The sequence below is a fragment of the Hoylesella pleuritidis genome, from assembly GCF_963541955.1.
GTDB lineage: Bacteria > Bacteroidota > Bacteroidia > Bacteroidales > Bacteroidaceae > Prevotella > Prevotella pleuritidis.
On sequence record NZ_CAUTUT010000006.1, the window covers coordinates 102,442 to 127,613 of the forward strand.

Here is a 25,172-nt window from a genome sequence, read left to right on the forward strand (position 1 = left end):
GTAATGAAGAAGAAGCTTTTAACTTCTATGTTGCTGCTGACAGCAATGTTTTTAATGACGGCTTGTCTGAAAGGTGAAGACCGAGATGTGGCTTATTACGAAGACACAGCTATCACTTCGTTTGCAGTAGGGACACTCAAAAGGACGGTTCATACCAAGACTAAGGCCGGCAAAGACAGTACTTATAAGGCAAAATTCAATGCAAGCAAATACGCATTCTATATCGACCAGACCAAGCGTGAAATCTATAATCCTGACTCTTTGCCTGTCGGTGTAGACGCATCTAAGGTTATTGCCACAATCGTTGGTAAGAGCGGCGGTGCTATTGCGCTGAATATGAAGAAAGCGGGAGCAACGAAAGACAGTCTGGTTCGTTATGTGGCAACTGACTCGTTAGACTTCAGCAGTCCGCGTGAGGTGCGTGTTTACAGTAATTCGGGCAATAATTATCGGGCTTATACCGTGCGGGTGAATGTACATAAAGAGGTGCCTAACGTGTTTAATTGGACGGAATTGACGGCTAACTCATCGTTGGGTAGTTTGCTGGGAATGAAAGCTGTGAGTCTTAACGGCAAGATTTTCGTCTTCGGCGATAATGGAACGAATACCGTAACGTATGCTACCGCTACCTCCGATGGTAACAATTGGGCTCTGACCGGAATGCAAGCATTTGGTCGTGAGGCATATAAGAATGTATGCGTAATGGCCGCTCAACTTTATATTTTGGATAACGGAGCGCTTTGGAAGTCGTCAAACGGAACTGATTGGACGCAAGTGGCCGTGACAAATATCCATCGATTGATGGGTGCAAGCGGTAATAAGCTCTATGCACTCAATGCTTCGAAGATGTTAGAAGTATCTGCCGATGGTGGAATAACGTGGCGTGAGGAATCGCTTGATGATAAGTCGGCTTTGCTACCGGTTCAAGATATCAGCCTTTGCACGCTTCCTTTGAAAACAAACAGCAACACATCACGTCTCATTCTTGTCGGAAATCGCAGTGCAACAGATTATGCTGGCGATACGGCAGCAGCAATTTGGGGAAAGATTGAAGAAACATTGGCGGGTGCACAAGTACAACCGTGGGCCTATTATGGTACGGTGAAAGGCGGGAAATATCGTTTGCCGCGTCTTCAAGGCTTGTGTGTCGCAGGATATAACGGCGGTTTATTAGCAGTTGGAGGACACGGAATCGGAGCTGACAAGACAAAGGGCTTTGCCGCGGTGTATATGAGTTATGATGCCGGAATTGTCTGGCGGGCCGACACGGCAATAACGATTCCTAAGGGATTCACCGCTACTGCCACTGTGTTTGCACTCACTGTGGATGCCAATAACCATGTATGGATGGTATGCGGAGGCAGCGGACGGATATGGAAAGGTCGTCTTACACAGCTCGGTTGGCGTAAGGAACAGAACGTGTTTAAGGAATAACGCGGGGTGAAAGTAATGCACCGGCTACTCTTTCTCATCCTGTTTCTTGCCACGGCAATCGCTGTCGATGCACAAGAAGATATGGAGTATCGATGGGAAGCGGGTGCAGCCATCGGGGCAGTAGCCTATGAAGGCGATTTCAATGGCAGCATCTTACGGGATATGCAACCCGCAGGCGCGCTTGTATTAAGGCGTATTCTCAATCCTTATATGGCTTTACGGTTATGTGCGAGTTATGGAAAGTTGAAAGGTTCTTCGGCAGATGTCAAGACCGTTTATCCCGCGTATCGGCGCCAAGTTTATCGATTCGATAATACATTGACCGATATCGGTCTCGTATATGAATATAACTTTTGGCCTTACGGAACCGGTCGCGACTACCGAGGAGCGCAGAGATTGACGCCATTTGTGCTGGCAGGACTCGGCGGAACATATGTAACGGGCGGCGGAAAGAATGTTTTTACAGCTCATATCCCATTGGGATTGGGTGTCAAATACAAGTTAGGCAAGCGCCTGAACATTGGCATTGAGTGGGCGATGCACTTTTCGTTGAGCGACGAACTCGATGGAGTGAAAGACCCTTATGGTGTGAAAAGCAGTGGTATTTTTAAGAATACCGACTGTTATAGCACGATGATAGTTGGATTGACGTATAGTTTCGCGCCTAAGTGTAGAACCTGTAACAAAGACTTCTGAATGACAGAACAGATAGATTTAAATCGTATTCCTCGACATATTGCCATCATAATGGATGGCAACGGGCGTTGGGCCGCAGAGCGGGGAAAACCTCGCAGCTTCGGACATCAGGCCGGAGTGGATGCTGTCAGACGTATTACCGCAGCGTGTACGAGGCTCGGTGTGAAGTTCCTTACACTCTATACGTTTTCCACAGAGAACTGGAACAGGCCTGCCGATGAGGTTTCGGCCTTGATGGGACTCGTTTTGTCGTCACTCGAAGACGAGATATTTATGAAGAATAATGTGCGCTTTCGTGTGATCGGCGACATCAAACGATTGCCCGAAGACGTACAGAAAAAGTTGCAGGAGACGATGGAACACACTGCGCAGAATACCGCGATGACGATGGTTGTGGCTTTGAGCTACTCTGCAAGATGGGAGATCGTCGAGGCAATGCGTGTTACTGTGCGTGAAGCAATAACTTTGTCGGAAGACGGAAATTGTGAAGATGTCGTGCAGAAGCTCACCGAAGAGGCGTTCTGTAACCATCTTGAAACACGCTTTATGCCTGATCCTGACTTGCTGATTCGTACTGGTGGAGAGTTGCGTATATCCAATTTCCTGCTTTGGCAGATTGCTTATGCAGAGCTATACTTCTGTGATACCTATTGGCCTGACTTTAAAGAGCAGGATTTGCAACGTGCTATTGTGAGCTATCAACGCCGTCAACGCCGGTTTGGTAAGACCGAAGCACAGGTGGAACAGAGTGAATAGACATAGAGAGAAATGCCTGTTTGTGGGCAAGTCTCGGTATCTTGAAAATATTTTAGATATGAATCATATAAATAAGGTATTGCTTTTGTTGGCCGTGACATTGTGTTTCGGTTTGCAAATAAAGGCACAGGATAAGGTCGATTATCCTGAAATCTCTTACGCTGGCATCCCGCGCACGGTGACGATAGGCGGTATCAACGTGTCGGGAGTTGATGGTTACGAAGACTATGTGCTGACAGGTATCTCGGGATTGAGTGTGGGACAAGAGATCACTATCCCCGGAAACGCGGTGACTGATGCTGTAAAACGCTATTGGAAGCACGGACTTTTCTCGAAAGTAGCCGTCTCCGTCGATTCGATTATCGGCAGTAAGGCTTATCTTCATATTGAACTGCAAGTGCGCCCGCGTGTTTCCACGATTAATTATATTGGTTTGAAGAAATCGGAAAAGGATGATATGGAGGCCAAGTTGGGCTTGCTCAAAGGGTCGCAAGTTACGCCTAATATGATTGATCGTGCCAAAATTCTGGCCAAAAAATATTTTGATGACAAAGGATTTAAGAATGCCGACATCGAGATTAACCAGCGAAACGATGTCGCTAATAAGAATCAGGTAATCTTGGATGTAGTCATCGATAAGAAAGAAAAGATGCGTGTGCACGAGATTCAACTTGTAGGAAATGAGCAGGTTTCGGCTAAACGGATTAAAGGTAGCTTCTTCTCAAAGGGCGCTTTTGCTAAAACGCACGAGGCCGGTAAATTTGCCAACCTGTTGAAATCAAAGAAATACACGCCAGAAAGATGGGAAAAAGACAAGAAAAGCCTAATAGACAAGTACAATGAGCTTGGTTTCCGCGATGCAGCCATTGTCAAAGACAGCGTGTGGAACTATGATGGCAAGCACGTTGATATTTATTTGAAGGTGAACGAAGGTAAGAAATATTATCTGCGTAACATTACTTGGGTGGGCAATACGGTGTACTCGACGGACGATCTGAGTCGTATTCTCGGAATGAAGAGAGGTGATGTATATAACCAAAAACTGTTGGGTAAACGCCTTTCAGAAGACGAAGACGCTGTGGGTAATGCTTATTGGAATAATGGTTACATCTTCTACAATTTGCAACCGACAGAAGTCAACATCGTGGGTGACTCCATTGACTTGGAGATGCGGATAACAGAAGGACAACAAGCACACCTCAGCCATGTTCGTATTAACGGTAATGACCGTCTTTATGAGAATGTAGTGAGACGCGAACTACGTACTAAACCGGGTGATTTATTCTCCAAAGAAGCTCTCCAAAGGTCTGTTCGCGAGTTGGCATCGATGGGTCATTTTGATCCCGAAAAGGTTAATCCGGATGTCAGACCGAACTATGAAGACGGTACGGTAGACGTGAATTGGAATCTGACTCAGAAGTCTAACGACCAGGTTGAGTTCTCGTTAGGTTGGGGGCAGGCTGGACTGATTGCGCGAGTTGGTCTCAAACTCAATAATTTCTCTATCGCCAACCTTTTCAATAAGAATAAAGAGCACCGCGGAATACTGCCTGTCGGCGACGGTGAAGTACTCTCTATAGGAGCCCAAACCAATGCGAAATACTATCAATCTTATAACGTTAACTATTCGACTAACTGGTTTGGAGGCAAGCGTCCGATACAATTTAGCGTGGGAGCTTATTTCTCTAAATACTCAGATGTATCCAGTAACTATTATAATTCGGCGTGGAGGAACAACTATCTGAATTCTCTTTACGGTTACGGACGCAGTTATTATAATAACTATGAGAACTATTACGATCCCGATACGTATATCAAACTCTTCGGTGCCTCATTCGGATGGGGTAAGCGCTTACGGTGGCCGGATGACTATTTCACGCTCTCCGTGCAGCTCGCTTATACCCGTTATATGCTCAAGAATTGGAAATACTTCCTGATGATGAACGGTAATTCCAATAACTTAAACCTTGGAATATCCCTCAGCCGTACATCAACGGATAACCAACTCTTTCCCCGTCGCGGCTCAGATTTCCTCGCTTCGGTGACGGTTACGCCCCCTTGGTCAGCTTGGGATCATAAAGACTATGCTCATTTAGCAACCAATCCCAGGTCGCCTAACTATTCGGCAGAGCAGCAAGAGAAGTTCCGTTGGGTGGAATATCATAAATGGAAGTTCAAAGCCAAGACCTACACGGCGCTGTCCGGCGGTCAGAAGTGTTTCGTTTTGATGACGCGAGTCGAGTTAGGACTGCTCGGATCGTATAATAAAGACAAGAAGAGCCCCTTTGAAACCTATTATATGGGAGGTGACGGAATGAGCGGTTACTCCACAGGTTATGCCGAAGAGACCATCGGTTTGCGTGGTTATGAAAACGGATCGTTGACTCCTCGGGGTGCAGAAGCCTACGCTTACGATCGCTTTTCACTCGAACTCCGCTATCCGTTTATGCTCGGCAATACCACGATTTACGGTTTGACGTTCCTCGAAGCAGGTAATGCGTGGACGCAAACATCTAAGTTCAATCCCTTCGATATGAAGAGAAGTGCCGGTGTCGGTGTACGAATCTTCCTGCCGATGGTAGGTTTGATGGGTATTGATTGGGCTTACGGATTCGATAAAGTATATGGAAAGAAAGGCGGAGGACAGTTCCATTTCATCCTCGGTCAGGAATTCTGACAAGACCAATAACGACAAGATAATTATTAAATAAGGAGAGAATGAAAAAGTTAATGATATTAGCCGTATTCGCTTTAACGGCGGTCGGTGCGAGCGCACAGAAGTTTGCGCTGTTGGATATGGAGTATATCTTGAAGAATATACCTGCTTACGAGCGTGCCAATGAGCAGCTCAACCGAGTCTCCAAGAAGTGGCAGGCAGAAGTGGAAGCACTCAACACGGCTGCCGCAACGATGTACAAGAACTATCAGAACGAGTCTGTCTTCCTCTCGCAAGAGCAAAAGAAGGCTAAGCAAGACGATATTATGAAAAAGGAAAAAGCTGCTGCCGATTTGAAAAAGAAATACTTCGGACCCGAGGGGGAGCTTTTCAAGAAGCGCGCGAGCTTGATAACGCCTATCCAGGAAGAGGTTTACAACATCGTGAAAGAGATTTCCGAGCAACGCGGTTATTCGCTCGTCATCGACCGAAGCAGCGATAACGGCATCATTTTCGGTTCTCCCAGGATAGACATCAGCAATGAAGTGTTGCAAAAGTTAGGCTATTCAAACTAAAAGTTGTATATTTGCAGCCGTATAACGAACAAGAAGATAAACAAACAAAAAATAGAAAACAGAAATGAAAAAGTTTATTTTAACGTTGCTGTTGTTCGCTCCTCTGTCGCTCTTCGCACAGAAATTCGGACACTTAAATGCCCAACAGGTAATGTCGGATATGCCCGAATTTGTGAAAGCCCGTGGTGAAATCGAAGCTAAGGCCAAGCAGTTTGAGAACGACTTAAAAGCTATGCAGGACGAACTTCAGCGCAAGAGCTCGGAGTATGAGAAAGCAAAGAGCACGATGAATGCCACCAAGCAGAAAGAGACTGAGCAGAGTTTGCAAGAGATGTACACGAAGATTCAGCAGACTTATCAGGACAATCAGCAGGCGCTTCAAAAGCTCCAGCAAGAGAAAATGACACCAATCACGAGTAAGTTGGTTGATGCCATCAAGGCAGTAGGCAAGAGCGGCGGCTATGTCTATATTATGGACCTGTCGGCCGGCATCCCTTACATCAGCGATACACTAAGCAAGGATGTCACTTCTGATGTGAAGGCTCAGCTCAACAAGCTCAAATAATATCACCGAATGAATGGGGCGGGCCGTCGGGTCCGCCTTTATTGTTTATCCCAAACGTGTCATACAATGAAGAAGTTTTTGCTTTTCCTGCTTCTCGCAACGCTTTCCCTCGCAGCCAATGCACAGTCACAGCAGTTACGTTTCGGCTATTTCAGCTATCGAGAGGCCTTTGAAACTATGCCCGGCTATGCTGTAATGCAGCGCAATCTCAATGATTTGAAGAACAAATACGATGCTGAAACCAAGCGTGCAGAGGACGAATTTAACAAGAAATACGAAGAGTTTCTCGACGGACAACGCGACTTTGCCCCTTCGATCCGCAACAAGCGGCAGGCCGAATTAATGGATTTAATGAATCGTAATGTGGCTTTCAAGGCTGAGGCCGAGCGCCTGATGGGCAAAGCCAAGGCTGAGGCCGAGGCCCCGTTGAAAGCTAAACTCACTGCCGTCGTGCAGAGAATAGGGCGCGATAAAGGGTATGCCTTTATCCTGAATACCGACAATGATGCAACGCCTTACATTAATCCGGCATCGGGCGAAGATATTTCGGCTGTTGTCAGAGAAGCTGTTGTCCGCTGATTGACCCTTCTCGATAAGGCAATGACACAATGAACGGCAAGGAATCTTTCCCTATGCAGCCCGGCCCCATCGGTGTTTTCGACTCCGGTTACGGCGGACTCACCATTCTGCACAGCATCCGTCAGTTGCTGCCCGATTATGATTATCTCTATCTCGGAGACAATGCGCGGGCCCCGTATGGTGCTCGTTCGTTCGAGATTGTGTATCAATTTACGCGCCAAGCCGTGCTGAAGCTGTTCTCAATGGGATGCCATCTCGTTATTTTGGGGTGTAATACGGCGTCGGCCAAGGCATTACGCACTATCCAACAGAATGATCTTCCACAGCTCGATGAGCGTCGGCGGGTACTCGGAATCATCCGACCCACGGCCGAATCAATCGGTCATCTCACGACGAGTCGGCACATCGGAATCCTCGCCACAGAAGGAACCATCCGCAGCAAAAGCTATAATCTTGAAATAAGAAAGCTCTTTCCCGATATCGAAGTGAGCGGAGTGGCCTGCCCGTTGTGGGCTGCCATCGTCGAGGCTGACGAATCGGGAACACCCGGAGCAGACTATTTCGTGAAGAAACGAATCGACACCCTGATGCAGAAAGATCCGCAAATAGACGCCATTATACTGGGTTGTACGCATTATCCGTTGTTAATGAGCAGTATCAAGAGGTATGTTCCGCAGGGCGTTCGGGTAGTTCCGCAGGGCCGATATGTGGCTGAGAGTCTGCGCGATTACTTGCATCGGCATCCCGAAATGGATGCACGCTGCACCCGACAAGGTCTTTGCCGCTATCTTACAACCGAGAATGCAGCTCGCTTCAAGGCCAGTGCACGCATCTTTCTTAATGAGGATGTAGACGTGAAACACGTTGATTTAGAATGATTTAAACGTATGCAAGAAACAAGACAAAACCGAATTGCGCGACTGTTACAGAAAGAACTCAGTTTGATTTTTCAGTCGCAGACCCGTGCTATGCACGGAGTGATGGTTAGTGTGACGCGTTGTCGCATCTCGCCCGATCTCAGTATCTGCACGGCTTACCTCAGTATATTTCCCTCGGAACGCGGAGACGAGATGCTGCAAAATGTCAATCGCAACGAGAAAACCATCCGTTACGAATTGGGCAAACGCGTGCGTAACCAGCTCCGAATCATCCCCGAGCTCCGTTTCTTCATCGATGACAGCCTCGATTATTTAGAGCGAATCGACGAACTGTTGAATAACGACAAAGGACTTAGCTCAACCCCTGCTCTCACAGAAGGGGAGAGTGATAGGTGAAAGGATATAAAGAGGAAACAAGCTGCAGTTATTTTGTAGAGGCGGATCGGCATATCTGTCCACAAGTAAAAACTTATTCGCTCGCGCCTTACCGAACGTCTGTCGCTCATTAACGGTTAATTGCTCGCTAACTAATCGTTAATTGGCTGCTAACTAACGGTTAATCGCACTGCAAGTAATGCTTAATTGAAGTGTAACTAACGGTTAGTTGCAAGGTAAAAAGCCATCTCTTGTTTTTCAAGTCACAAAAACGCAATGGAAAATAACAACTCAACTGAGCAATATATTACTCCCCTCTCCCAAGAAAGAGGGGCCGAAGGTGAACCTTTTTCCTCATCGTTCAGCTCTCGAAAAAGGGTCCGAACCAGGGCTTTCTCTTTCTTTATTGCTCGCCGTTATCTCTTTTCCAAGAAGAGTACGCACGTTATCAACATCATCAGTATCATCTCGGTGGTCGGCGTTTCGGTGGCAACGATGGCTTTGGTGATAGTTCTCAGCGTCTTCAACGGCTTTCACGACCTTGTTGCTTCATTCTTTACCGATTTCGATCCGCAGTTAAAGGTGATGCCGGTAATGGGTAAAACGGCACCGGCTGACGACCCGGTTCTCACCCAAATACGCCGACTCTCGCAAGTAGATGTGGCCACCGAGTGTATAGAAGACAATGCTTTGGCCGTTTATCAAGATAAACAAGCGATGGTAGTCATCAAAGGTGTGGATGACAACTTTGCCGAACTTACCCACATCAAGGACATCCTTTACGGCGAAGGAGCCTTTGACTTGCGGGCCGGCAACCTGCAATACGGTACCATCGGTATTCGACTTGCACAGGATTTAGGCACGGGAACGCGGTGGAAAGGTGGTTTGAAGGTCTATGCTCCGCTTAAAGATGGGCAGCCGGATCTGTCTGATCCCGCCTCATCATTCGTTGTCGACTCGCTTGATTCGCCCGGAGTGGTCTTCTCTGTCAAGCAATCTAAGTACGACAAGAGCTATATCATTGCTCCGATAGCCTTTGCGCGCAATCTGTTTGGTGAACAGGGATTCCTCTCTTCGCTTGAATTGAGGCTCAAGGCGGGTAGCGATCTCGAGTCTGTCAAACGTGAGATGCAGCAGATTGCGGGTGATAAATATCGCGTTCTCGACCGATTCGAGCAGCAGGATGACACGTTTCAGATTATGGCTATCGAAAAAATCATCGCCTATATCTTCCTGACCTTTATCTTAGTGGTGGCTTGTTTCAATATCATCGGTTCGCTTTCGATGCTGATTATCGATAAAAAAGACGATGTGGTGACGCTTCGCAATCTCGGCGCCGACGACCGACAGATCACGCGGATATTTCTTTTCGAAGGACGAATGATTTCGTTTATCGGTGCTGTAATCGGAATTTTGCTGGGCCTTTTGCTGTGTTGGCTGCAACAGGAATACGGTTTTGTGCATCTCGGCGACAGCGATGGGTCGTTCGTTGTCAATGCTTATCCAGTGAGTGTGCATTACATCGATGTCACGATTATCTTCTTTACGGTTATCACTGTGGGGTGGTTGGCAGTATGGTATCCCGTTAGATACTTCAGCCGTCGCCTCTTGAATGTGTGAGGTTTCTCGTCTTTCATCCAATTGATAATTGGGAATAGCTCATTGACAATTGTTCTTTCGTCCTCTATAAACACAAAAACGGCGGTTCCGTTAAAGAACCGCCGTTTCTCGTATGCAGTGTATCCTACTTCTGGATTGCGTCAGAAAGCTCTGCGCCGGCTTTGAATTTAGCCACCTTCTTAGCGGCAATCTTAATCTTTTGTTTGGTTGCCGGGTTGATACCTTCACGTGCGGGGCGCTCGGTTACGCTGAATGTGCCGAAGCCGATCAGTTGTACTTTGTCACCAGCCACAAGTGCTTTCTTCAATGTGTCAACACAAGCCTCTAAGGCTTTCTTTGCATCAGCCTTGCTCAAACCGGCTCCTGCTGCAATCTTCTCGATTAATTCTGATTTGTTCATAACTTTGTTTATTAAATTGGATGATACTTAACTCTTTTGTTGTTATTCGCTGACAAATATAGAACTTTCATCTTGAAAATCAAACAAAAAACACAAAAAAGTGCGCAATTTAGCGTAAAATAGTGCTTCGAGGACTGTTTTTGTGCTTTATAACGGATATTTTTCGTATTTTTGCGGGCATAAAACGATAACGTAACTTGATTGATTTTCGAATGCGAACGATTCCTGTTGTGACCAAGAATCTGCTTATCTGCAACGTCTTGGCGTTTCTTTTGATGTATGTGTTGAGGTCTGTTTCGGGCGTCGACTTAAACGACTTGTTGGGTCTGCATTTCTTAATGGCTTCCGATTTCCATATTTATCAACTCGTGACTTATATGTTTATGCACGCCGGTTTCGAGCATATCCTTTTCAATATGTTTGCACTTTGGATGTTCGGTTGTGTCGTGGAACGAGTGTGGGGACCGCAGAAATTTCTCTTTTATTATATTTCCTGTGGTGTCGGCGCAGGTCTTTTGCAAGAGGCAGCACAGTTCGGATCCATCTATTTCGAACTTTATTCGCAGACACCCATTGGCTTTTCACAGGCTATTGAAGTGATGAGAGCCAACGCATCGGGCCTCAATGGATTGACCACGGTGGGTGCATCGGGTGCTATTTATGCGATATTGCTGGCCTTCGGAATGATTTTTCCGGAGGAAAGAATCTTCATTTTCCCGCTTCCGGTACCTATTAAAGCCAAGTGGTTTGTGTGTGGTTATGCCGCAATCGAATTGTTTTCGGCTCTTGCAACACCCGGAGATAACGTGGCACATTTGGCCCATCTCGGTGGAATGTTATTCGGTTTCCTGATGATTCGTTACTGGCAGCGTCATCCGGTAGCCGCAAATGGCTATGGAAAGTCACGCGGAGAACAGTTCTTTCAGAATCTGCGCAGTCGGTGGGAACAGCGTACCGGTAAGTCGACCGATCAGCATCGGCCTGACGACAATACGCCGAATGAGTCCGATTGGGACTACAATGCGCGTAAAAAAGACGAACAGGAAGAGATTGATCGTATCTTGGACAAGATTCGGAAAAGTGGTTACGACAGTTTGACCAAGGCTGAAAAGCAGCGGCTTTTCGAGCAAAGTAACAAGTGAGATGATCAGACAATTGAAGCGATTGACGGTTCAATTGGTGGCAGGCGCTAATGTCGCCACCGTTATTCTGATGTTTTTGGTGGGCTATTCAGACCGTATCAACCCTGTCAGTCATCCTATTTTGGCCACTGTGGGACTCATTTTCCCGGTCTTTTTGGTATTGAATCTCGGCTTTTTGGTGTTTTGGCTGATCTTTAAATGGCGTTATGCACTGATTTCTTTCATTGGTTATATCATCTGTTATGGGCCTGTTCGGACATATTTCCCGGTGAATGTGAGTCGTGAAGCACCCCAAGGCTGTATCAAAGTAATGTCTTTCAATGTATGGTTGTTCGCCTGTTGGACCGTAGAAGAAGGTAAACCGAATCCTATTGTGGATTATCTTGCTGCGCAAGATGCCGATATCCTGTGTCTGCAAGAATCTCAAATGGCTACTACTGATGGGCAGAGATACCTTGATTCTGTGATGTCCAAGCATTATCTTTATGCCGATACAGTGCAGAAAAACCGTGGAGATGTTATCGCATTGTATAGTAAATATCCTATCCTCAGGCACGAACAGATCCGTTATGAGTCGCGAGGCAATGTTAGCGCAGCGTTTCACGTTAAATTAGGAAATGATACCGTGATTGTGATTAACAATCATTTGGAAAGTGTCGGCTTATCTCCCGAAGATAAATCGCAGTTTAAGGAGATGATGAAAGGTCAGCTCAAAGGAGAGACTTCTAAGCGAGAGTCGCGCCGATTGATTGACAAACTCGCCGAGGCTGCGCGCAAACGGGCTCCACAGGCAGATGCCGTGGCCCGCTATATAAGGGCCCATCGCGGCCGGAGCATCATCTGTTGCGGCGATTTTAACGATAGTCCGATTTCTTATGCACGTCGAGTTGTGGCCCGCGAGCTCACGGATTGCTATGTGGCAACGGCCAACGGAGCGGGCATTTCATATCATCACAACGGTTTCTACGTGCGAATTGACAATCTGATGTGCTCTGATGACTGGGTGCCTTACAATTGTGAAGTGGATGATAAGTTCGGTTTCTCGGATCATTATCCCATCTCTTGCTGGCTAAAAAAACGCTAAATGCCTGATTTTTGAATAATAAAGAGGTATAAATTTTCTGTTATCTGAAAATTTGTTTACCTTTGCACGGCTTATATTCTGTTATTGAATGAACAATTAAATATAATAAAATACAAAATGCAAAACAAAGGAATTGTAATTGTAACGGCCGTATTGCTGACACTTGCAAGCATCTTTTATCTGTCGTTCTCAGTCGCAACGAACTATTATGACAGCCAAGCGGCAAAGCTGAAAGACCCTATTGCACAGCAGGATTATAAGGATTCGGTGAAGTATTTGGGTATTTACTCTTACCAAAAATGCTTGGAGACACAGATAGGACTGGGTCTTGACCTCAAAGGAGGTATGAATGTGATCCTCGAAGTGTCTGTTCCTGATGTGATTGAAATGCTGGCCGACCATAAGACCGACCCCGCTTTCGTGAAGTCAATGAAGCAAGCCAAGGCAGAAGAAGAGACTAGTCAGGCTGACTTTATCTCGCTTTTCACCAAGTATTATCATCAAAACGCACCGGGACATCACCTTGCTGAGATCTTTGCTACACAACAGTTGCAGGGAAAGGTGTCGCCGCAGAGTTCCGATTCAGAGGTAGAGAAAGTGTTGAGAAGCGAAGTTCAGGCTGCTATCGACAACTCTTTCAATGTTGTTCGCACACGTATCGATAAATTCGGAGTGGTTCAACCCAACATCCAAAAGCTCGAAGGACAAGAAGGACGCATAATGGTTGAGATGCCGGGTGTACGTGAACCCGAGCGGATGCGTAAACTTTTGCAGGGCAGTGCGAACTTAGAGTTCTGGGAAACATACAATTCCGACGAAATCATTCCTTACTTGCAGCAGATCGATCAGCGCTTAGCCAACGGCGAAAGCGAGCAGAACGATACGGCGAATCTAAAAAAATCAACTGCTGATACAACTCAGACAACACAGGCTAAGGCCCCGACAGCTGAGCCGAAGTTCCGACTCAAAGGCGTAAATGCAGCCAATGCAAATGCGGTTAAGGAGAGTTCGGATGCGCAAATGGCACAAGCCAAGAAACTTCATCCGCTTCTTGCAATGTTGCAACCTACAAACGGGCAGCTCTCTATGGTGGGATTGGCCAATGTTCGAGATACGGCAGCCATCAATCAAGTTATCCATTCGGCTGTAGCCAAGCAGATCTTGCCTTCCGATGTGAAGCTGTTGTGGAGCGCCAAGCCCACGGATATGTATCAAGGAGCTAAGAATATTTATGAGCTTCACGCCTTGAAGATGACCTCTTCCAATGGACGCGCACCTTTGGAAGGTGATGTTGTGACCGACGCTAAGGATCAATTCAATCCCACAACAGGCCAACCTGAGGTCAGTATGTCGATGAATTCCGAGGGCGCTCGCCGTTGGTCGGCTCTCACCAAGGCAAATGTGGGCAAGGCCATAGCCATTGTTCTTGATGGTGTAGTATATACTTCGCCTCGTATTTTGGGTGAAATCGATGGCGGACAGTCATCTATTACCGGGCATTTCACCATTGAAGACACTAAGGATTTGGCCAATACACTCAAATCCGGACGTATGCCAGCTCCCGCCCGCATTGTTCAAGAGGAGGTGGTAGGGCCTACGCTCGGTGCACAATCTATTCAACAAGGTGTCGTTTCATTTGTAATCGCTTTCATCGTACTGATGCTTTATATGGTCATTATGTACGACTTCATTCCTGGAATGATGGCTAACTGTGCCCTGCTTGTCAACTTATTCTTCACGTTAGGTATCTTAACGTCTTTCCAAGCAGCATTGACAATGTCCGGAATTGCAGGAATGGTGCTCTCGTTAGGTACTGCCGTCGATGCCAACGTGCTTATTTACGAACGAACCAAAGAAGAACTCAAAGCCGGAAAAGGCATCAAACAGGCCATTGCTGCGGGTTACAGCAACGCGTTCTCAGCCATTTTCGACTCCAATTTGACGAGTATCATCACCGGTATTATTCTTTATGTCTTCGGTACCGGCCCCATCCGAGGCTTTGCTACGACGTGGATCATCGGTATTTTGTGTTCATTCTTCACAGCAGTTTATCTTACCCGACTGGTTTATGAGAACCGTTTGAAACACGATAAGTGGCTCAAACTCGATTTCACTACACGTTTTTCGCGCAATCTGATGCAGAATGTGCACTTCCCGTTTATGAGTATTTACAAACGCACATTTGCTCTTGTGAGTGTTGCTTTGGTTGTGTTCGCTATTAGTTTTGTTGTTCGCGGACTCAGCAAGAGCATCGATTTCACTGGCGGACGTAATTATGTGATCGCTTTCGAACGTCCAGTTGAACCCGAGCAGGTGCGAGGCATTCTTTCAAATGCATTCCCCAGCTGCAACACCAGCGCTTTGGCACTCGGTACGGATCATAAAACCATACGCGTGTCGACCAACTATAAGATCGAAAGTAATAGCCCTACGGTGGACGACGAGGCTGAAGACATTCTCTACAATGCTTTGAAGAAGGGCGGACTCGTATCTCAAAAGAATGTCGATTCGTTTAAGAATCCCGACATAAGACAAGGCGGTTCCATCATCAGCAGCACCAAGGTAGGTCCCTCTGTGGCCAAAGATATCACTTATGGCGCCATCATCAGCGTGCTGTTTGCATTGGTTGCAATCTTTATTTACATTCTCGTTCGGTTCCGTAATGTGGCTTTCTCCGTCGGTTCTACCATCGCTTTGGCTATCGATACGTTTGTAGTTATCGGTTTCTATTCGTTACTTTGGGGCGTGATGCCGTTCTCACTGGAAATCGACCAGACGTTTATCGGTGCTATTCTGACCGTGATCGGTTACTCCATTAATGATAAAGTGGTGGTGTTCGACCGTATTCGCGAGAATATGAGACTGCATCCCAAGCGGAGTCTTCAAGCTCTTTTCAATGACAGTATCAATCAGACGCTGGCCCGTACGGTCAATACATCGTTCTCAACGTTGATAGTTCTCCTCTGTATTTTGTTCCTCGGAGGTGAGAGTATACAGAGTTTTGCATTCGCGATGAGCCTCGGTGTTGTCTTCGGTACATTGTCTTCTATCTTCATTGCGTCTCCGATTGCTTACTTGGTTTTAGGTTATCGCATTAAGGAAGAGGCCGTAGCGGTTGCCCAAGCATAGGCAGTTGTCTATCTGCTTATAAATGGCGATTTTGTCATTAATAGTTCTTTTCCCCCGCCGATATGTTCGGCGGGGGCTTTTTGTTTATGAGTTAGCCATCGTTTCATCTCCGTTCTTTCTGCGAAAGAAGAGAGAACGGAGATGTTTCTGTATATGATTGAGTCTGATGTTCGTATGTTTTGAGTTGATAGGCTTATATATTGAATATCAATTAGATACAAAGCCTATTGCAAGTAACGGCTAATGACACACTAATTAACCGTTAGATGCGTAGCGAATAACGGTTAAACGCGATGCAATTAGCCGTTATTTGTAAGGTAACTGACGGTTAATTGTAAAGCTGTTTGTATCTATTTGATTTTCAGTAATATACTTAACAAATGCCGATGGTGAAAGTTGAAAGGTGAAAATGTGGAGAAATGAAAAGGTGAAAAAGATGATTTATCACTCTAATCACCTCTTTCACCTTTCCATTTCTCCACATTTTCACCTTTCAAATATACCTTTTCCCGCGTAAATAAACCTTTTCGATGATAGGAGTTGTATAAGCGTAAGGAATGAAATCGATGCTGGGAATGGGATGGGTGATGATGAAACTGGCAGTATAACCGATGTCTAACGAGCCGAATGTGCTGCTTTCGCCCATTGCATAAGCCGAGTTGATGGTGGCGGCATTGATGGCTTCGGCTGGCATTAGCCGCATTTTGATGCACGAAAGCGATATGATGAACTTCATATCTCCCGATGGTGTGGAGCCCGGATTATAGTCGCTGGCCACTGCTATGCCTAAACCCGCATCGAGCATAGCACGTGCCGGGGCAAAGGGTAGGTTCAAAAAGAACGACGTTCCGGGCAGACACGTGGGCATCGTGGAGCTTCCTTGTAGTATTGCAATGCCTCGTTTGTCCATACTTTCGAGGTGATCTACCGAGAGTGCGGCGTGTTCTACGCCCACCGCTACGCCTCCCGAAGGAGCCAATTCTTCTGCGTGAATCTTGGGAAGAAGCCCCCATCGGGCGCCCGCTTCTAATATTCGGGCTGTCTCTTCGACGGTAAAGAACCCCTCATCGCAGAACACATCGATGTACTTTGCAAGCTGTTGGCGTCCCACTTCGGGAATCATCTCTTTGATCAACATATCTACATACGCACTCTGTCGGCCCGAATAGGCGCGGCTCACGGCGTGAGCGCCAAGGAAAGTAGGCACAACCTGAATAGCTGACGACTGGCCGATGCGGCGTATGACACGTAACATTTTCAGCTCATCGGCCGTGTTCAGTCCGTAGCCCGACTTGATTTCGATGCATCCGGTGCCCTTGCTGATCACTTCGTTTACACGTACCATCGCCTGCTCGAACAGTTCGTCTTCGTCCATCTCGTGCAGTCGGTCGGCCGAATTGAGGATTCCGCCACCGCGACGGGCTATTTCTGCATAGCTCAATCCGCGTATTTTGTCGACAAATTCGCCCTCGCGACTGCCTGCATAAACGATGTGTGTGTGAGAGTCGCACCACGTAGGGAGCACTGTTCCGCCCTTGGCGTCTTCAACTGTGATGCTCTCCGGCAAGTCGATTTTCGACAACTCGTCCATCAAGCCGTAGCCTTTCACCTTATCGTCGTCCACAAGGAGGTAAGCGTTTTGCAAGGTTTCGAGCTCTTGCATTTCTTTTCCTTGCAGGCGCAGACGACCTTTTCGCCTGATGCCTGCAAGGATTCCGATGTTAGTTATTAATAAATTCATTTTCCAAGAATTGAACAGAGGCAGCGATTAAGGGGTACATCACGGTGTCGTCTGCAACGAAAGGAACCACCCGTCGATAGTCGGCGAAGATCTTTTCGATGGCCGGCGACGATTTCATCGGGCGTCGGAATTCTAATGCTTGAGCTGCATTGAAAAGCTCGATGGCTAATACCCGCTCAGTGTTCTGTACCACTTTCCACAGCTTGGTGGCCGCATTTGCCCCCATACTCACGTGATCTTCTTGCCCCTGACTTGATGGAATGCTGTCTACGGAAGCCGGTGTACTGAGCTGTTTACTAAGACTTACCAGCGAGGCTGCCGTGTATTGGGGAATCATAAAGCCGCTATTCACGCCGGGATTGGCTACGAGGAAGCTCGGCAAACCGCGTGTTCCCGATACTAATTTATATATTCTGCGCTCGGAGATATTGCTGAGTTCGGTTAGTGCAATGGCTAAGAAGTCCATCGGTTGAGCGATAGGCTCGCCGTGGAAGTTGCCCGATGAGATGATAATGTCTTCTTCGGGAACCACCGTCGGATTATCGGTTGCTGCATTGATTTCTACTTCCAAGACCGATTTTACATACTGATAGGTGTCTTTGCAGGCTCCGTGTACTTGCGGAATGCAACGGAACGAATAGGGATCTTGCACATAAGGTTTGGCGAGTTGGCCTATTTCGCTGCCTTCCAAAAGCGTTCTCATCCGCTCGGCTGTATCCATTTGGCCGCGATGGGGCCTTACCCGATGGACAGCTGGCGTGAAAGGTTCTACCAATCCTTGGTAAGCGTCAAGCGACATAGCCGCTATGCGGTCGGCCCAATCAAGCATTTTACCTGCCCGAATCAATGCCCATATGCCGAAAGCGGCCATATTCTGCGTGCCGTTGAGCAGTGCTAAACCTTCTTTCGAGCCCAATTCAATGGGCTTCCAATTGAATTTCTGACAGAGTTCGGCACCTGTTATCACTTTGCCTTGGTATTCTACCTCGCCCAATCCGAGTAAAGGCAAACTGAGATGGGCCAGCGGAACGAGGTCGCCCGACGCTCCGAGCGACCCTTGGCGATAGATAATGGGGTAGACATCGTTATTGAAAAAGTCGACGAGTCGCTGCACGGTGTCGAGCTTTGAGCCTGAATACCCATAGCTGATTGACTGTATTTTGAGCAGCATCATTATCTTGACGATCTCGTTGGGCATACGTTCGCCCGTGCCGCAAGCGTGCGACATTACCAAGTTTTTCTGTAACTGAGACAGCTGGTCGGCATCGATCGAGATGTGGCAAAGCGATCCGAAGCCCGTAGTTACACCGTAAATGGGGCGGTTGCTTACGTTCATCTTGCTGTCTAAATATTCCCGACACTTCACGATTCGTGCTTTAGCGTCATCGCTCAGTTCGATTTTGTAACCGCGGGTAATGATTTCATCGATCTTCTCTATCGTGAGATGATCGGCACTGATTTGATGAATCTTCATTCGAAAGTTTGTTTGATAAGTTCTGTTGGTAGTTGACAAGAAATCAGATTGACAAATAGTTGGGGCCTTATAATGACTTAGATAATCCCTTTTTCCCCTTGTTCACTCGTTTACTTGTTCACTTGTCAATTACTCAACTCTTAAAAATTGGGTTAAAATAAATTGTTAATGAGATTATCGTCTACCAAGTTCGGCAGGGTAACTTGCAGCTCGGGCGTGCGTGCCATTTCACGTTTGATGGCGTCGATCGACCCCGAATTGCGTGCCCATGACCGTCGGCTGATGCCGTTGTTGACGTCCCAGAAGAGCATACTCTTGATGTGTCGGGCTGCATCGGGGCTTCCGTCGACCACCATTCCGAATCCGCCGTTGATCACTTCGCCCCAACCTACGCCGCCGCCATTATGTATTGACACCCACGTTGCACCTCGGAAAGCATCTCCGATGACGTTTTGGATGGCCATATCTGCGCAGAATTGCGAGCCGTCATAGATGTTGGAGGTCTCCCGGAAAGGTGAATCCGTACCCGAAACATCGTGATGATCGCGACCGAGAACTACCGGACCGCGAAGCTCTCCACGCTTAACGGCGTCGTTGAAAGCCAATGCTATCCGGGTGCGTCCTACTGAATCGGCATACAAAATGCGTGCCTGCGAACCCACGACGAGATGATTTCGTCCGGCTTCTTTAATCCAATGGATATTGTCTTCGAGCTGACCGGCGATGTCGGGTGTGGCATTGTGCAGTTCGTCTTCGAGCACTTCGGTGGCCAAACGGTCGGTAATTTCCAAATCGTGAGGGTCTTCCGAGGCGCAGACCCATCTGAAAGGACCGAACCCATAATCAAAAAACAGCGGTCCCATAATGTCTTGCACGTAAGAGGGATAGCGGAATTTGCCGTCCGAAAGCATAATATCCGCACCCGCTCTGCTGGCTTGAAGCAGGAATGCATTGCCGTAATCGAAGAAATACATACCGTCGGCTGCAAGTCGGTTGATTGCTTTCACCTGCCGACGAAGCGATTCTTGCACTCGATTTTTAAACTCTTCGGGGTCGTCGGCCATCATTTTATTGGCCGATTCGAATGTCATCCCGACGGGATAATATCCTCCCGCCCATGGGTTATGCAGTGAAGTCTGATCACTTCCGAGGTCGACGTGGATGCCTTCTGCTGCCAAACGCTCCCAAAGATCGACTACATTGCCAACGTAAGCCATAGACACGGCTTTACGTTCGGATACATATCGGCGGATGGCCGGTATCAGTTCGTCGAGGTTTTCGTGCAGTTCGTCTACCCAACCTTGGTCGAAGCGCTTGCGCGCAGCCATCGGATTGATCTCTGCCGTGACGCTAACCACGCCGGCAATGTTACCTGCTTTGGGTTGTGCTCCTGACATTCCGCCGAGTCCCGAAGATACAAACAGCATCCCGTGAATATCCTTTTGACCCGGTTTTAACTGTTTGCGGGCTGCATTGAGCACCGTAATTGTTGTGCCGTGAACGATTCCCTGCGGACCGATATACATATAAGAGCCCGCCGTCATTTGTCCGTACTGGCTCACTCCGAGTGCATTGTCACGCTCCCAATCATCCGGTCGTGAGTAGTTTGGTATCACCATACCGTTTGTTACGACAACTCTCGGCGCGTCTTTATGTGATGGAAAGAGTCCCAAAGGATGTCCGGAGTACATTACCAGGGTCTGTTCGTCGGTCATTTTACTAAGGTATTGCATCGTAAGTCGGTACTGTGCCCAGTTCTGAAACACAGCTCCGTTGCCACCGTAAGTGATAAGTTCGTGCGGGTGTTGGGCCACCCGGGGATCCAAATTGTTCTGAATCATCATCATAATGGCCGCAGCCTGCGCAGAATGATGAGGATATTCGTTCACCGGACGGGCATACATTGCATAAGTCGGACGGTACCGATACATATAGATTCGGCCGTAACGACGAAGCTCTTCGGCAAATTCGGGGGCCAGTTCGGCGTGCAGTTGCTTGGGGAAATACCGTAAAGCGTTGCGTAGGGCGAGCCGTTTTTCCTCCTCATTTAATATGTCTTTGCGTTTCGGTGCGTGACTGACCGAGGTGTCATACGGTTGCAATGGAGGCAGTTCTACGGGTATTCCACCCGTGATATCGTTGATAAATTCTTGTTGTGTCATAGTGGTTCGTGATGTATTATAGTTTGCTTTCCACGATATTCATAATCTCTTTCTCTGCCTCGTTGGCTTTAGCAATCAGTTGGTTAGCCTCTGCTATGAGTATGTCTGCTGTCTCGCGGTCTTTCAATCCGCCTGCGTTGATCTTGACATTAAGGCCCGCCCCGAGTACGGCAGCACGTGCGGCAAGAGCGCCGACACCGGCATCCGACACGCTGTTGGGGTTTCCTTCCTCGGCCATTGCACGACAGATGTCGAATGTGCAATAAGCAGCCTGCATTGTATGCAGTGGTACTTGTGTGGCGTAAAGCGTGGCTTCCTGAATAGCTTTGCTGCGAGCCGCCTTATCTTCGGCCGTTTGTTTGGGTAGGGCGAATGCCGACATAATGCGGTTGAAAGCCTCGGTGTCTTCGTCGACAAGTTCTAATAGCTCTGCGATTTGCTCCTGGCCGCGGTCTGCCCAACGGCTGAATTTCTCCCATTGCGCATCCCATCCGCGTTTGTGAGACGACAGATTGGCCACCATCGTACCCAAAGCGGCAGCCAAAGCGCCCATATATGCGGCGATGGTTCCACCTCCCGGAGCCGGCGATTCACGTGAAGTCTCCTCGGCAAAGTGTTTTACGGTGAGGTCGATCAGGCGCGATTGCTTGTCGATATCCTCCAAAAGGAACTCTATTACCTTCTCTCTTGGGTTGAAAGGTTTAAGATCCGACAGGCCCATTGAGCGTATAGCGATGTCTATGATATCCGTTTCGGGGATGCCGGTAGAGCGTTGTTGTTTTTCAAGAAAATACTTGCCGGCCTCGATCAGTGTGCGTTTCGGGATGAGTCCCACGATTTCGGTGCCCGTGATTCGCACGCCTCGGTTTTGCGCACAACGGCAAACTTCGTCGAATGCCACGTGCAACGGTGTGGCGTTTATATCGGTGATATTCATCGAAACCTGTGCAATCTTATATTCATCGATATACCAACCGATAGCCTTCGTGCCTTTGAGCGTGCCCGGTTGCATTACGGGCTGTCCCTGTTCGTCGGTTTTTATCTTGCCCGTCAATGCGTCTCCCTCACGCAAAGGACGGCCTTTTTCGCGTACGTCGAAGGCTATGGCGTTGGCGCGACGCGTGGAAGTGGAATTGAGATTGAAGTTGGTGGCGATGAGAAAGTTGCGTGCTCCGACGGCCGTACAGCCCGTTCGGGCCAGCTTCTCATCATAAGGGCGCGCCCCGAAGTCGGGTTCTTTACCCGGCGTATTGACCTTTTCGGGCAGTGCTTCGTATTCGCCTTTTCGGCAAACGGCCAAATTCCGGCGTTCGGGTGTGCGTGCAGCGGCTTCGTAACAGTAGGTGGGTACACCGAGATTGTCGGCAATGCGCTGTGCCAAACGGCGTGCCAGGTCGGCGCATTCGTCCAGAGTGATATTTGAAACAGGTATCAGCGGCAGCACGTCTGTGGCTCCCATACGCGGATGAGCACCGTGATGCAGGCGCATATCGATGATCTGCGAGGCTTTCTCTACGGCCAGATAAGCCGCCTCTATCACGTCTTCGGGACTCCCGACAAAGGTTACCACGGTACGGTTGGTGGCCTCGCCCGGGTCGACATCTAACAACTTGATGCCCTTTGAACGCTCGATGATGTCGGTAATCTGCTTGATTACTTCCGGATTTCGACCTTCGCTGAAATTCGGAACGCACTCGACGATTTGTTTTTCTTTTTTCATATTATGATTGTTTAGTTTGTAGTTAACGTTTGATATACGGTCACAAATTTAGCAAGGTTTATCTGATTCGACAATCTTTAATATGAAAATCATCTGAGGTTTTAACTCTTTTAACTTTTAATGCAATGCAATGTGTTTTGCGGTGAGTTGTTGGTTGTGAAATAGGGGTAGATTGATCGCGTGATGATTAACTGTTAATCGTCACGCGAAAAGCCGTTAATCAGCGCGCATTTAACGGTTAAACGGCGGGTAATTAACGATTAATCGTCGGGTGTTTAATGGTTAATTGCAAGGCATTTAGGTTTCTCTGTGTAAACGATTGAAAGTCATATGTATAGCAAGGGGTAATGAAAGGTGTTTCGTGCGATGATCGTACGATTTGCAAGAGTAAGTAACAAAAAGTCAGTTAAAAACTTGTTTTATTGGCAAATAAGCTGTAATTTTGCACCCGCTAATCGTGGCCACGTGTCACAAAAACAGTTGTACTAACAAGATTTTAAAATAAACAAGAATGATTATTGTACCAGTAAAAGATGGCGAAAACATCGAAAGAGCTTTGAAAAAGTTCAAGAGGAAATTTGAAAAAACAGGTGTTGTAAGAGAATTACGCGCACGTCAGCAGTATGATAAGCCATCTGTTTTGAAAAGACTCAAGATGGAACACGCTGTCTACGTTCAGAAGTTGCGCTCGGTGGAGGAGTAAAATTCTTCGCAGGAAATTTGGTAGTTTGAATTAATTTTCGTACATTCGTTGCCGAAAAGTTGTGGTTTGCTCATATGGCCGATGGCTTGGGGCATTCGCAACGAGTCGAAACATCGTGATGATTGGAGCAGCGTTGTATGATGACAGAAGAATTTTTGAACTACCTGCGATATGAGCTCAACCGCTCGGAACTGACGGTCAAGAGTTACGGCGAGGATCTGCAAGGCTTCGAGTCGTATTTCAAAAGTTTGGAAACTCATCTCTCTTGGGAGTCGATAGACGCCGATGTCATCCGTGATTGGATGGAGAGTATGATGGATAAAGGAAACACCGCAACCTCAATCAATCGGAGATTGAGTGCTGTGCGTTCCTTTTATCGTTTTGCATTGTCGCGTCGCTTGGTTCAGGAAGACCCAGCTCGTTGTGTCGTCGGTCCGAAGAAGAATAAGCCGTTGCCGCAATTCGTGCGCGAAGAGGAGATGGATCGCCTTTTAGATGTGCTTCCTTGGGATGTGAACGATTATAAAGAGGTCCGTGCGCGTACAATAATTATATTGTTTTATGAAACCGGAATTCGGCTCGCCGAGTTGATCGGAGTGGATGATTCGGCTGTAGACTTTGTCGGTCGGCAGCTGAAAGTGACAGGGAAACGAAACAAACAGCGCATTATTCCATTCGGAGCAGAGTTACATCAAGCACTTATCAGCTATTTGAGTCTGCGTGATTCGCAGGTAGAAAAGCATTCCGATGCACTGTTTTTGACAGAAGATGGAGATAGAATGAGTCATCAGCAGGTGCGCAATGAGGTGAAAAAACACTTGTCGCGGGTGTCTACTTTGAAGAAGCGAACGCCCCACGTGCTGCGCCATTCGTTTGCAACGGCAATGCTGAACAACGAAGCCGGGTTGGAAAGTGTGCAGAAGTTGTTGGGACACGAGAGCCTTTCGACCACCGAAATCTATACACATACCACTTTTGAACAGTTGAAACGAGTTTATACAAATGCCCATCCCAGGGCTTAACCTTTAAAAATAGGAGATCACTATGGAAGTAAAAATTCAGTCGATTCACTTCGATGCAACCGAGAAATTACAGGCGTTTGTTGAAAAAAAAGTCGCCAAGTTGGAGAAGTCTTACGAGGATATTCAGAAAGTAGAGGTACAATTGAAAGTTGTCAAACCTGCAACGGCCTTGAATAAAGAGGCGAGTCTCACCGTGACAGTGCCCGGAACGACTCTGTTCGTGGAGAAAACGTGCGACTCATTCGAGGAGAGTGTAGATCAGTGTGTGGATTCGATGAAAGTCCAATTGACGAAATTCAAGGAAAAAATGAGAAATCATTGAAAAAAGTTTAGAAAAGTTTTGGCGGTTAAAAAATAATCCGTATCTTTGCAGCCGTTTTACAACACGTCCTAATGCGATGCCAGACGGCTGCAAGGATTTGCCTCTTTAGCTCAGTTGGCCAGAGCACGTGATTTGTAAT

The 25,172-nt window shown here is 47.4% G+C and carries 21 protein-coding genes; 16 read left to right on the top strand and 5 right to left on the bottom strand.

All coding sequences use genetic code 11. The features are described from left to right. The first annotated feature begins 3 nt into the window (after positions 1-3). The 10 genes from RWY97_RS03935 (at position 4) to RWY97_RS03980 (ending at position 10,134) form a co-directional block, all read left to right on the top strand. Positions 4-1,434 carry a DUF6242 domain-containing protein gene (locus RWY97_RS03935; RefSeq protein WP_315565648.1) on the top strand — a complete coding sequence of 477 codons (1,431 nt, stop codon included), beginning with the start codon at positions 4-6 and terminating at the stop codon, positions 1,432-1,434. Positions 1,435-1,449: 15 nt separating this feature from the next. Continuing rightward, positions 1,450-2,130, top strand: coding sequence for a type IX secretion system protein PorG (gene porG, locus RWY97_RS03940; RefSeq protein WP_315565670.1), 681 nt, complete (start codon positions 1,450-1,452; stop codon positions 2,128-2,130). Further along, on the top strand, positions 2,131-2,886 hold the full coding sequence (locus RWY97_RS03945; RefSeq protein WP_021584041.1) for an isoprenyl transferase: 756 nt from the start codon (positions 2,131-2,133) through the stop codon (positions 2,884-2,886). Between the two features lie 58 nt (positions 2,887-2,944). Continuing rightward, the gene (locus RWY97_RS03950) at positions 2,945-5,563 is read left to right on the top strand and encodes a BamA/OMP85 family outer membrane protein (RefSeq protein WP_039876383.1); all 2,619 of its coding nucleotides are present in this window, start codon (positions 2,945-2,947) and stop codon (positions 5,561-5,563) included. Positions 5,564-5,604: 41 nt separating this feature from the next. Beyond that, positions 5,605-6,117, top strand: a complete 513-nt coding sequence (locus tag RWY97_RS03955; RefSeq protein ID WP_315565651.1) for an OmpH/Skp family outer membrane protein — start codon at positions 5,605-5,607, stop codon at positions 6,115-6,117. Between the two features lie 64 nt (positions 6,118-6,181). Beyond that, the gene (locus RWY97_RS03960; RefSeq protein WP_021584005.1) at positions 6,182-6,682 is read left to right on the top strand and encodes an OmpH/Skp family outer membrane protein; all 501 of its coding nucleotides are present in this window, start codon (positions 6,182-6,184) and stop codon (positions 6,680-6,682) included. A gap of 66 nt (positions 6,683-6,748) precedes the next feature. After that, positions 6,749-7,261, top strand: coding sequence for an OmpH family outer membrane protein (locus tag RWY97_RS03965; RefSeq protein WP_314739665.1), 513 nt, complete (start codon positions 6,749-6,751; stop codon positions 7,259-7,261). Positions 7,262-7,290: 29 nt separating this feature from the next. Further along, a complete protein-coding gene (murI, locus tag RWY97_RS03970) occupies positions 7,291-8,139 on the top strand; it encodes a glutamate racemase (protein WP_273178131.1) in 849 nt (282 codons plus the stop codon). A 9-nt stretch (positions 8,140-8,148) separates the two neighbouring features. After that, positions 8,149-8,535 (top strand): 30S ribosome-binding factor RbfA, encoded by a 387-nt coding sequence (gene rbfA / locus RWY97_RS03975; protein ID WP_024991632.1) that lies wholly within the window; start codon positions 8,149-8,151, stop codon positions 8,533-8,535. Positions 8,536-8,790: 255 nt separating this feature from the next. Further along, positions 8,791-10,134: an FtsX-like permease family protein gene (locus RWY97_RS03980; RefSeq protein WP_315565652.1), complete on the top strand. Its 1,344-nt coding sequence runs from the start codon at positions 8,791-8,793 to the stop codon at positions 10,132-10,134. A gap of 124 nt (positions 10,135-10,258) precedes the next feature. Here RWY97_RS03980 and RWY97_RS03985 read toward each other — a convergent pair whose 3' ends face one another. Next, positions 10,259-10,534 (bottom strand): HU family DNA-binding protein, encoded by a 276-nt coding sequence (locus RWY97_RS03985; RefSeq protein ID WP_021582809.1) that lies wholly within the window; start codon positions 10,532-10,534, stop codon positions 10,259-10,261. Between the two features lie 212 nt (positions 10,535-10,746). On the opposite strand from RWY97_RS03985, the gene RWY97_RS03990 reads away from it, so the two are divergent. The 3 genes from RWY97_RS03990 to secDF all read left to right on the top strand — a co-directional run bounded on the left by RWY97_RS03990 (position 10,747) and on the right by secDF (position 15,889). After that, positions 10,747-11,676, top strand: a complete 930-nt coding sequence (locus RWY97_RS03990) for a rhomboid family intramembrane serine protease (protein ID WP_024991634.1) — start codon at positions 10,747-10,749, stop codon at positions 11,674-11,676. A 1-nt stretch (position 11,677) separates the two neighbouring features. Continuing rightward, entirely contained in the window at positions 11,678-12,760 is a 1,083-nt protein-coding gene (locus RWY97_RS03995) for an endonuclease/exonuclease/phosphatase family protein (protein ID WP_315565654.1), read from the top strand. Positions 12,761-12,877: 117 nt separating this feature from the next. Further along, entirely contained in the window at positions 12,878-15,889 is a 3,012-nt protein-coding gene (secDF, locus tag RWY97_RS04000; RefSeq protein ID WP_315565656.1) for a protein translocase subunit SecDF, read from the top strand. A gap of 493 nt (positions 15,890-16,382) precedes the next feature. Here secDF and hutI read toward each other — a convergent pair whose 3' ends face one another. From hutI to ftcD, 4 genes are all read right to left on the bottom strand, one after another. After that, positions 16,383-17,630, bottom strand: a complete 1,248-nt coding sequence (gene hutI / locus RWY97_RS04005) for an imidazolonepropionase (RefSeq protein ID WP_315565658.1) — start codon at positions 17,628-17,630, stop codon at positions 16,383-16,385. Then, positions 17,611-19,104, bottom strand: coding sequence for a histidine ammonia-lyase (hutH, locus tag RWY97_RS04010; RefSeq protein ID WP_273178121.1), 1,494 nt, complete (start codon positions 19,102-19,104; stop codon positions 17,611-17,613). Before hutH ends, hutI begins: the two co-directional genes overlap by 20 nt. A gap of 152 nt (positions 19,105-19,256) precedes the next feature. After that, positions 19,257-21,266 (bottom strand): urocanate hydratase, encoded by a 2,010-nt coding sequence (locus RWY97_RS04015; protein WP_315565660.1) that lies wholly within the window; start codon positions 21,264-21,266, stop codon positions 19,257-19,259. A gap of 16 nt (positions 21,267-21,282) precedes the next feature. Beyond that, complete coding sequence (gene ftcD, locus RWY97_RS04020) at positions 21,283-22,986, bottom strand: glutamate formimidoyltransferase (RefSeq protein WP_315565661.1); 1,704 nt, start codon at positions 22,984-22,986, stop codon at positions 21,283-21,285. A 511-nt stretch (positions 22,987-23,497) separates the two neighbouring features. Between ftcD and rpsU the strand changes: the two genes are divergently transcribed. From rpsU to hpf, 3 genes are all read left to right on the top strand, one after another. Beyond that, the gene (gene rpsU, locus RWY97_RS04025; protein ID WP_021582827.1) at positions 23,498-23,689 is read left to right on the top strand and encodes a 30S ribosomal protein S21; all 192 of its coding nucleotides are present in this window, start codon (positions 23,498-23,500) and stop codon (positions 23,687-23,689) included. Between the two features lie 137 nt (positions 23,690-23,826). Then, a complete protein-coding gene (locus tag RWY97_RS04030) occupies positions 23,827-24,711 on the top strand; it encodes a tyrosine recombinase XerC (RefSeq protein WP_315565663.1) in 885 nt (294 codons plus the stop codon). Positions 24,712-24,733: 22 nt separating this feature from the next. Continuing rightward, entirely contained in the window at positions 24,734-25,033 is a 300-nt protein-coding gene (gene hpf, locus RWY97_RS04035) for a ribosome hibernation-promoting factor, HPF/YfiA family (RefSeq protein WP_021582862.1), read from the top strand. The last annotated feature ends 139 nt before the right edge of the window (positions 25,034-25,172 follow it).

What these genes read in the sequence shown, in the direction of transcription:
- rbfA (WP_024991632.1), top strand. Translation starts at nt 8,149, where the DNA reads ATGCAAGAAACAAGACAAAACCGAATTGCGCGACTGTTACAGAAAGAA.
- RWY97_RS04030 (WP_315565663.1), top strand. Translation starts at nt 23,827, where the DNA reads ATGATGACAGAAGAATTTTTGAACTACCTGCGATATGAGCTCAACCGC.
- RWY97_RS03955 (WP_315565651.1), top strand. Translation starts at nt 5,605, where the DNA reads ATGAAAAAGTTAATGATATTAGCCGTATTCGCTTTAACGGCGGTCGGT.
- RWY97_RS03950 (WP_039876383.1), top strand. Translation starts at nt 2,945, where the DNA reads ATGAATCATATAAATAAGGTATTGCTTTTGTTGGCCGTGACATTGTGT.
- ftcD (WP_315565661.1), bottom strand. Translation starts at nt 22,986, where the DNA reads ATGAAAAAAGAAAAACAAATCGTCGAGTGCGTTCCGAATTTCAGCGAA.
- murI (WP_273178131.1), top strand. Translation starts at nt 7,291, where the DNA reads ATGAACGGCAAGGAATCTTTCCCTATGCAGCCCGGCCCCATCGGTGTT.
- RWY97_RS03990 (WP_024991634.1), top strand. Translation starts at nt 10,747, where the DNA reads ATGCGAACGATTCCTGTTGTGACCAAGAATCTGCTTATCTGCAACGTC.
- RWY97_RS03960 (WP_021584005.1), top strand. Translation starts at nt 6,182, where the DNA reads ATGAAAAAGTTTATTTTAACGTTGCTGTTGTTCGCTCCTCTGTCGCTC.
- RWY97_RS03935 (WP_315565648.1), top strand. Translation starts at nt 4, where the DNA reads ATGAAGAAGAAGCTTTTAACTTCTATGTTGCTGCTGACAGCAATGTTT.
- RWY97_RS03980 (WP_315565652.1), top strand. Translation starts at nt 8,791, where the DNA reads ATGGAAAATAACAACTCAACTGAGCAATATATTACTCCCCTCTCCCAA.
- hutI (WP_315565658.1), bottom strand. Translation starts at nt 17,630, where the DNA reads ATGAATTTATTAATAACTAACATCGGAATCCTTGCAGGCATCAGGCGA.
- RWY97_RS03995 (WP_315565654.1), top strand. Translation starts at nt 11,678, where the DNA reads ATGATCAGACAATTGAAGCGATTGACGGTTCAATTGGTGGCAGGCGCT.
- rpsU (WP_021582827.1), top strand. Translation starts at nt 23,498, where the DNA reads ATGATTATTGTACCAGTAAAAGATGGCGAAAACATCGAAAGAGCTTTG.
- hpf (WP_021582862.1), top strand. Translation starts at nt 24,734, where the DNA reads ATGGAAGTAAAAATTCAGTCGATTCACTTCGATGCAACCGAGAAATTA.
- RWY97_RS04015 (WP_315565660.1), bottom strand. Translation starts at nt 21,266, where the DNA reads ATGACACAACAAGAATTTATCAACGATATCACGGGTGGAATACCCGTA.
- RWY97_RS03965 (WP_314739665.1), top strand. Translation starts at nt 6,749, where the DNA reads ATGAAGAAGTTTTTGCTTTTCCTGCTTCTCGCAACGCTTTCCCTCGCA.
- RWY97_RS03985 (WP_021582809.1), bottom strand. Translation starts at nt 10,534, where the DNA reads ATGAACAAATCAGAATTAATCGAGAAGATTGCAGCAGGAGCCGGTTTG.
- hutH (WP_273178121.1), bottom strand. Translation starts at nt 19,104, where the DNA reads ATGAAGATTCATCAAATCAGTGCCGATCATCTCACGATAGAGAAGATC.
- porG (WP_315565670.1), top strand. Translation starts at nt 1,450, where the DNA reads ATGCACCGGCTACTCTTTCTCATCCTGTTTCTTGCCACGGCAATCGCT.
- RWY97_RS03945 (WP_021584041.1), top strand. Translation starts at nt 2,131, where the DNA reads ATGACAGAACAGATAGATTTAAATCGTATTCCTCGACATATTGCCATC.
- secDF (WP_315565656.1), top strand. Translation starts at nt 12,878, where the DNA reads ATGCAAAACAAAGGAATTGTAATTGTAACGGCCGTATTGCTGACACTT.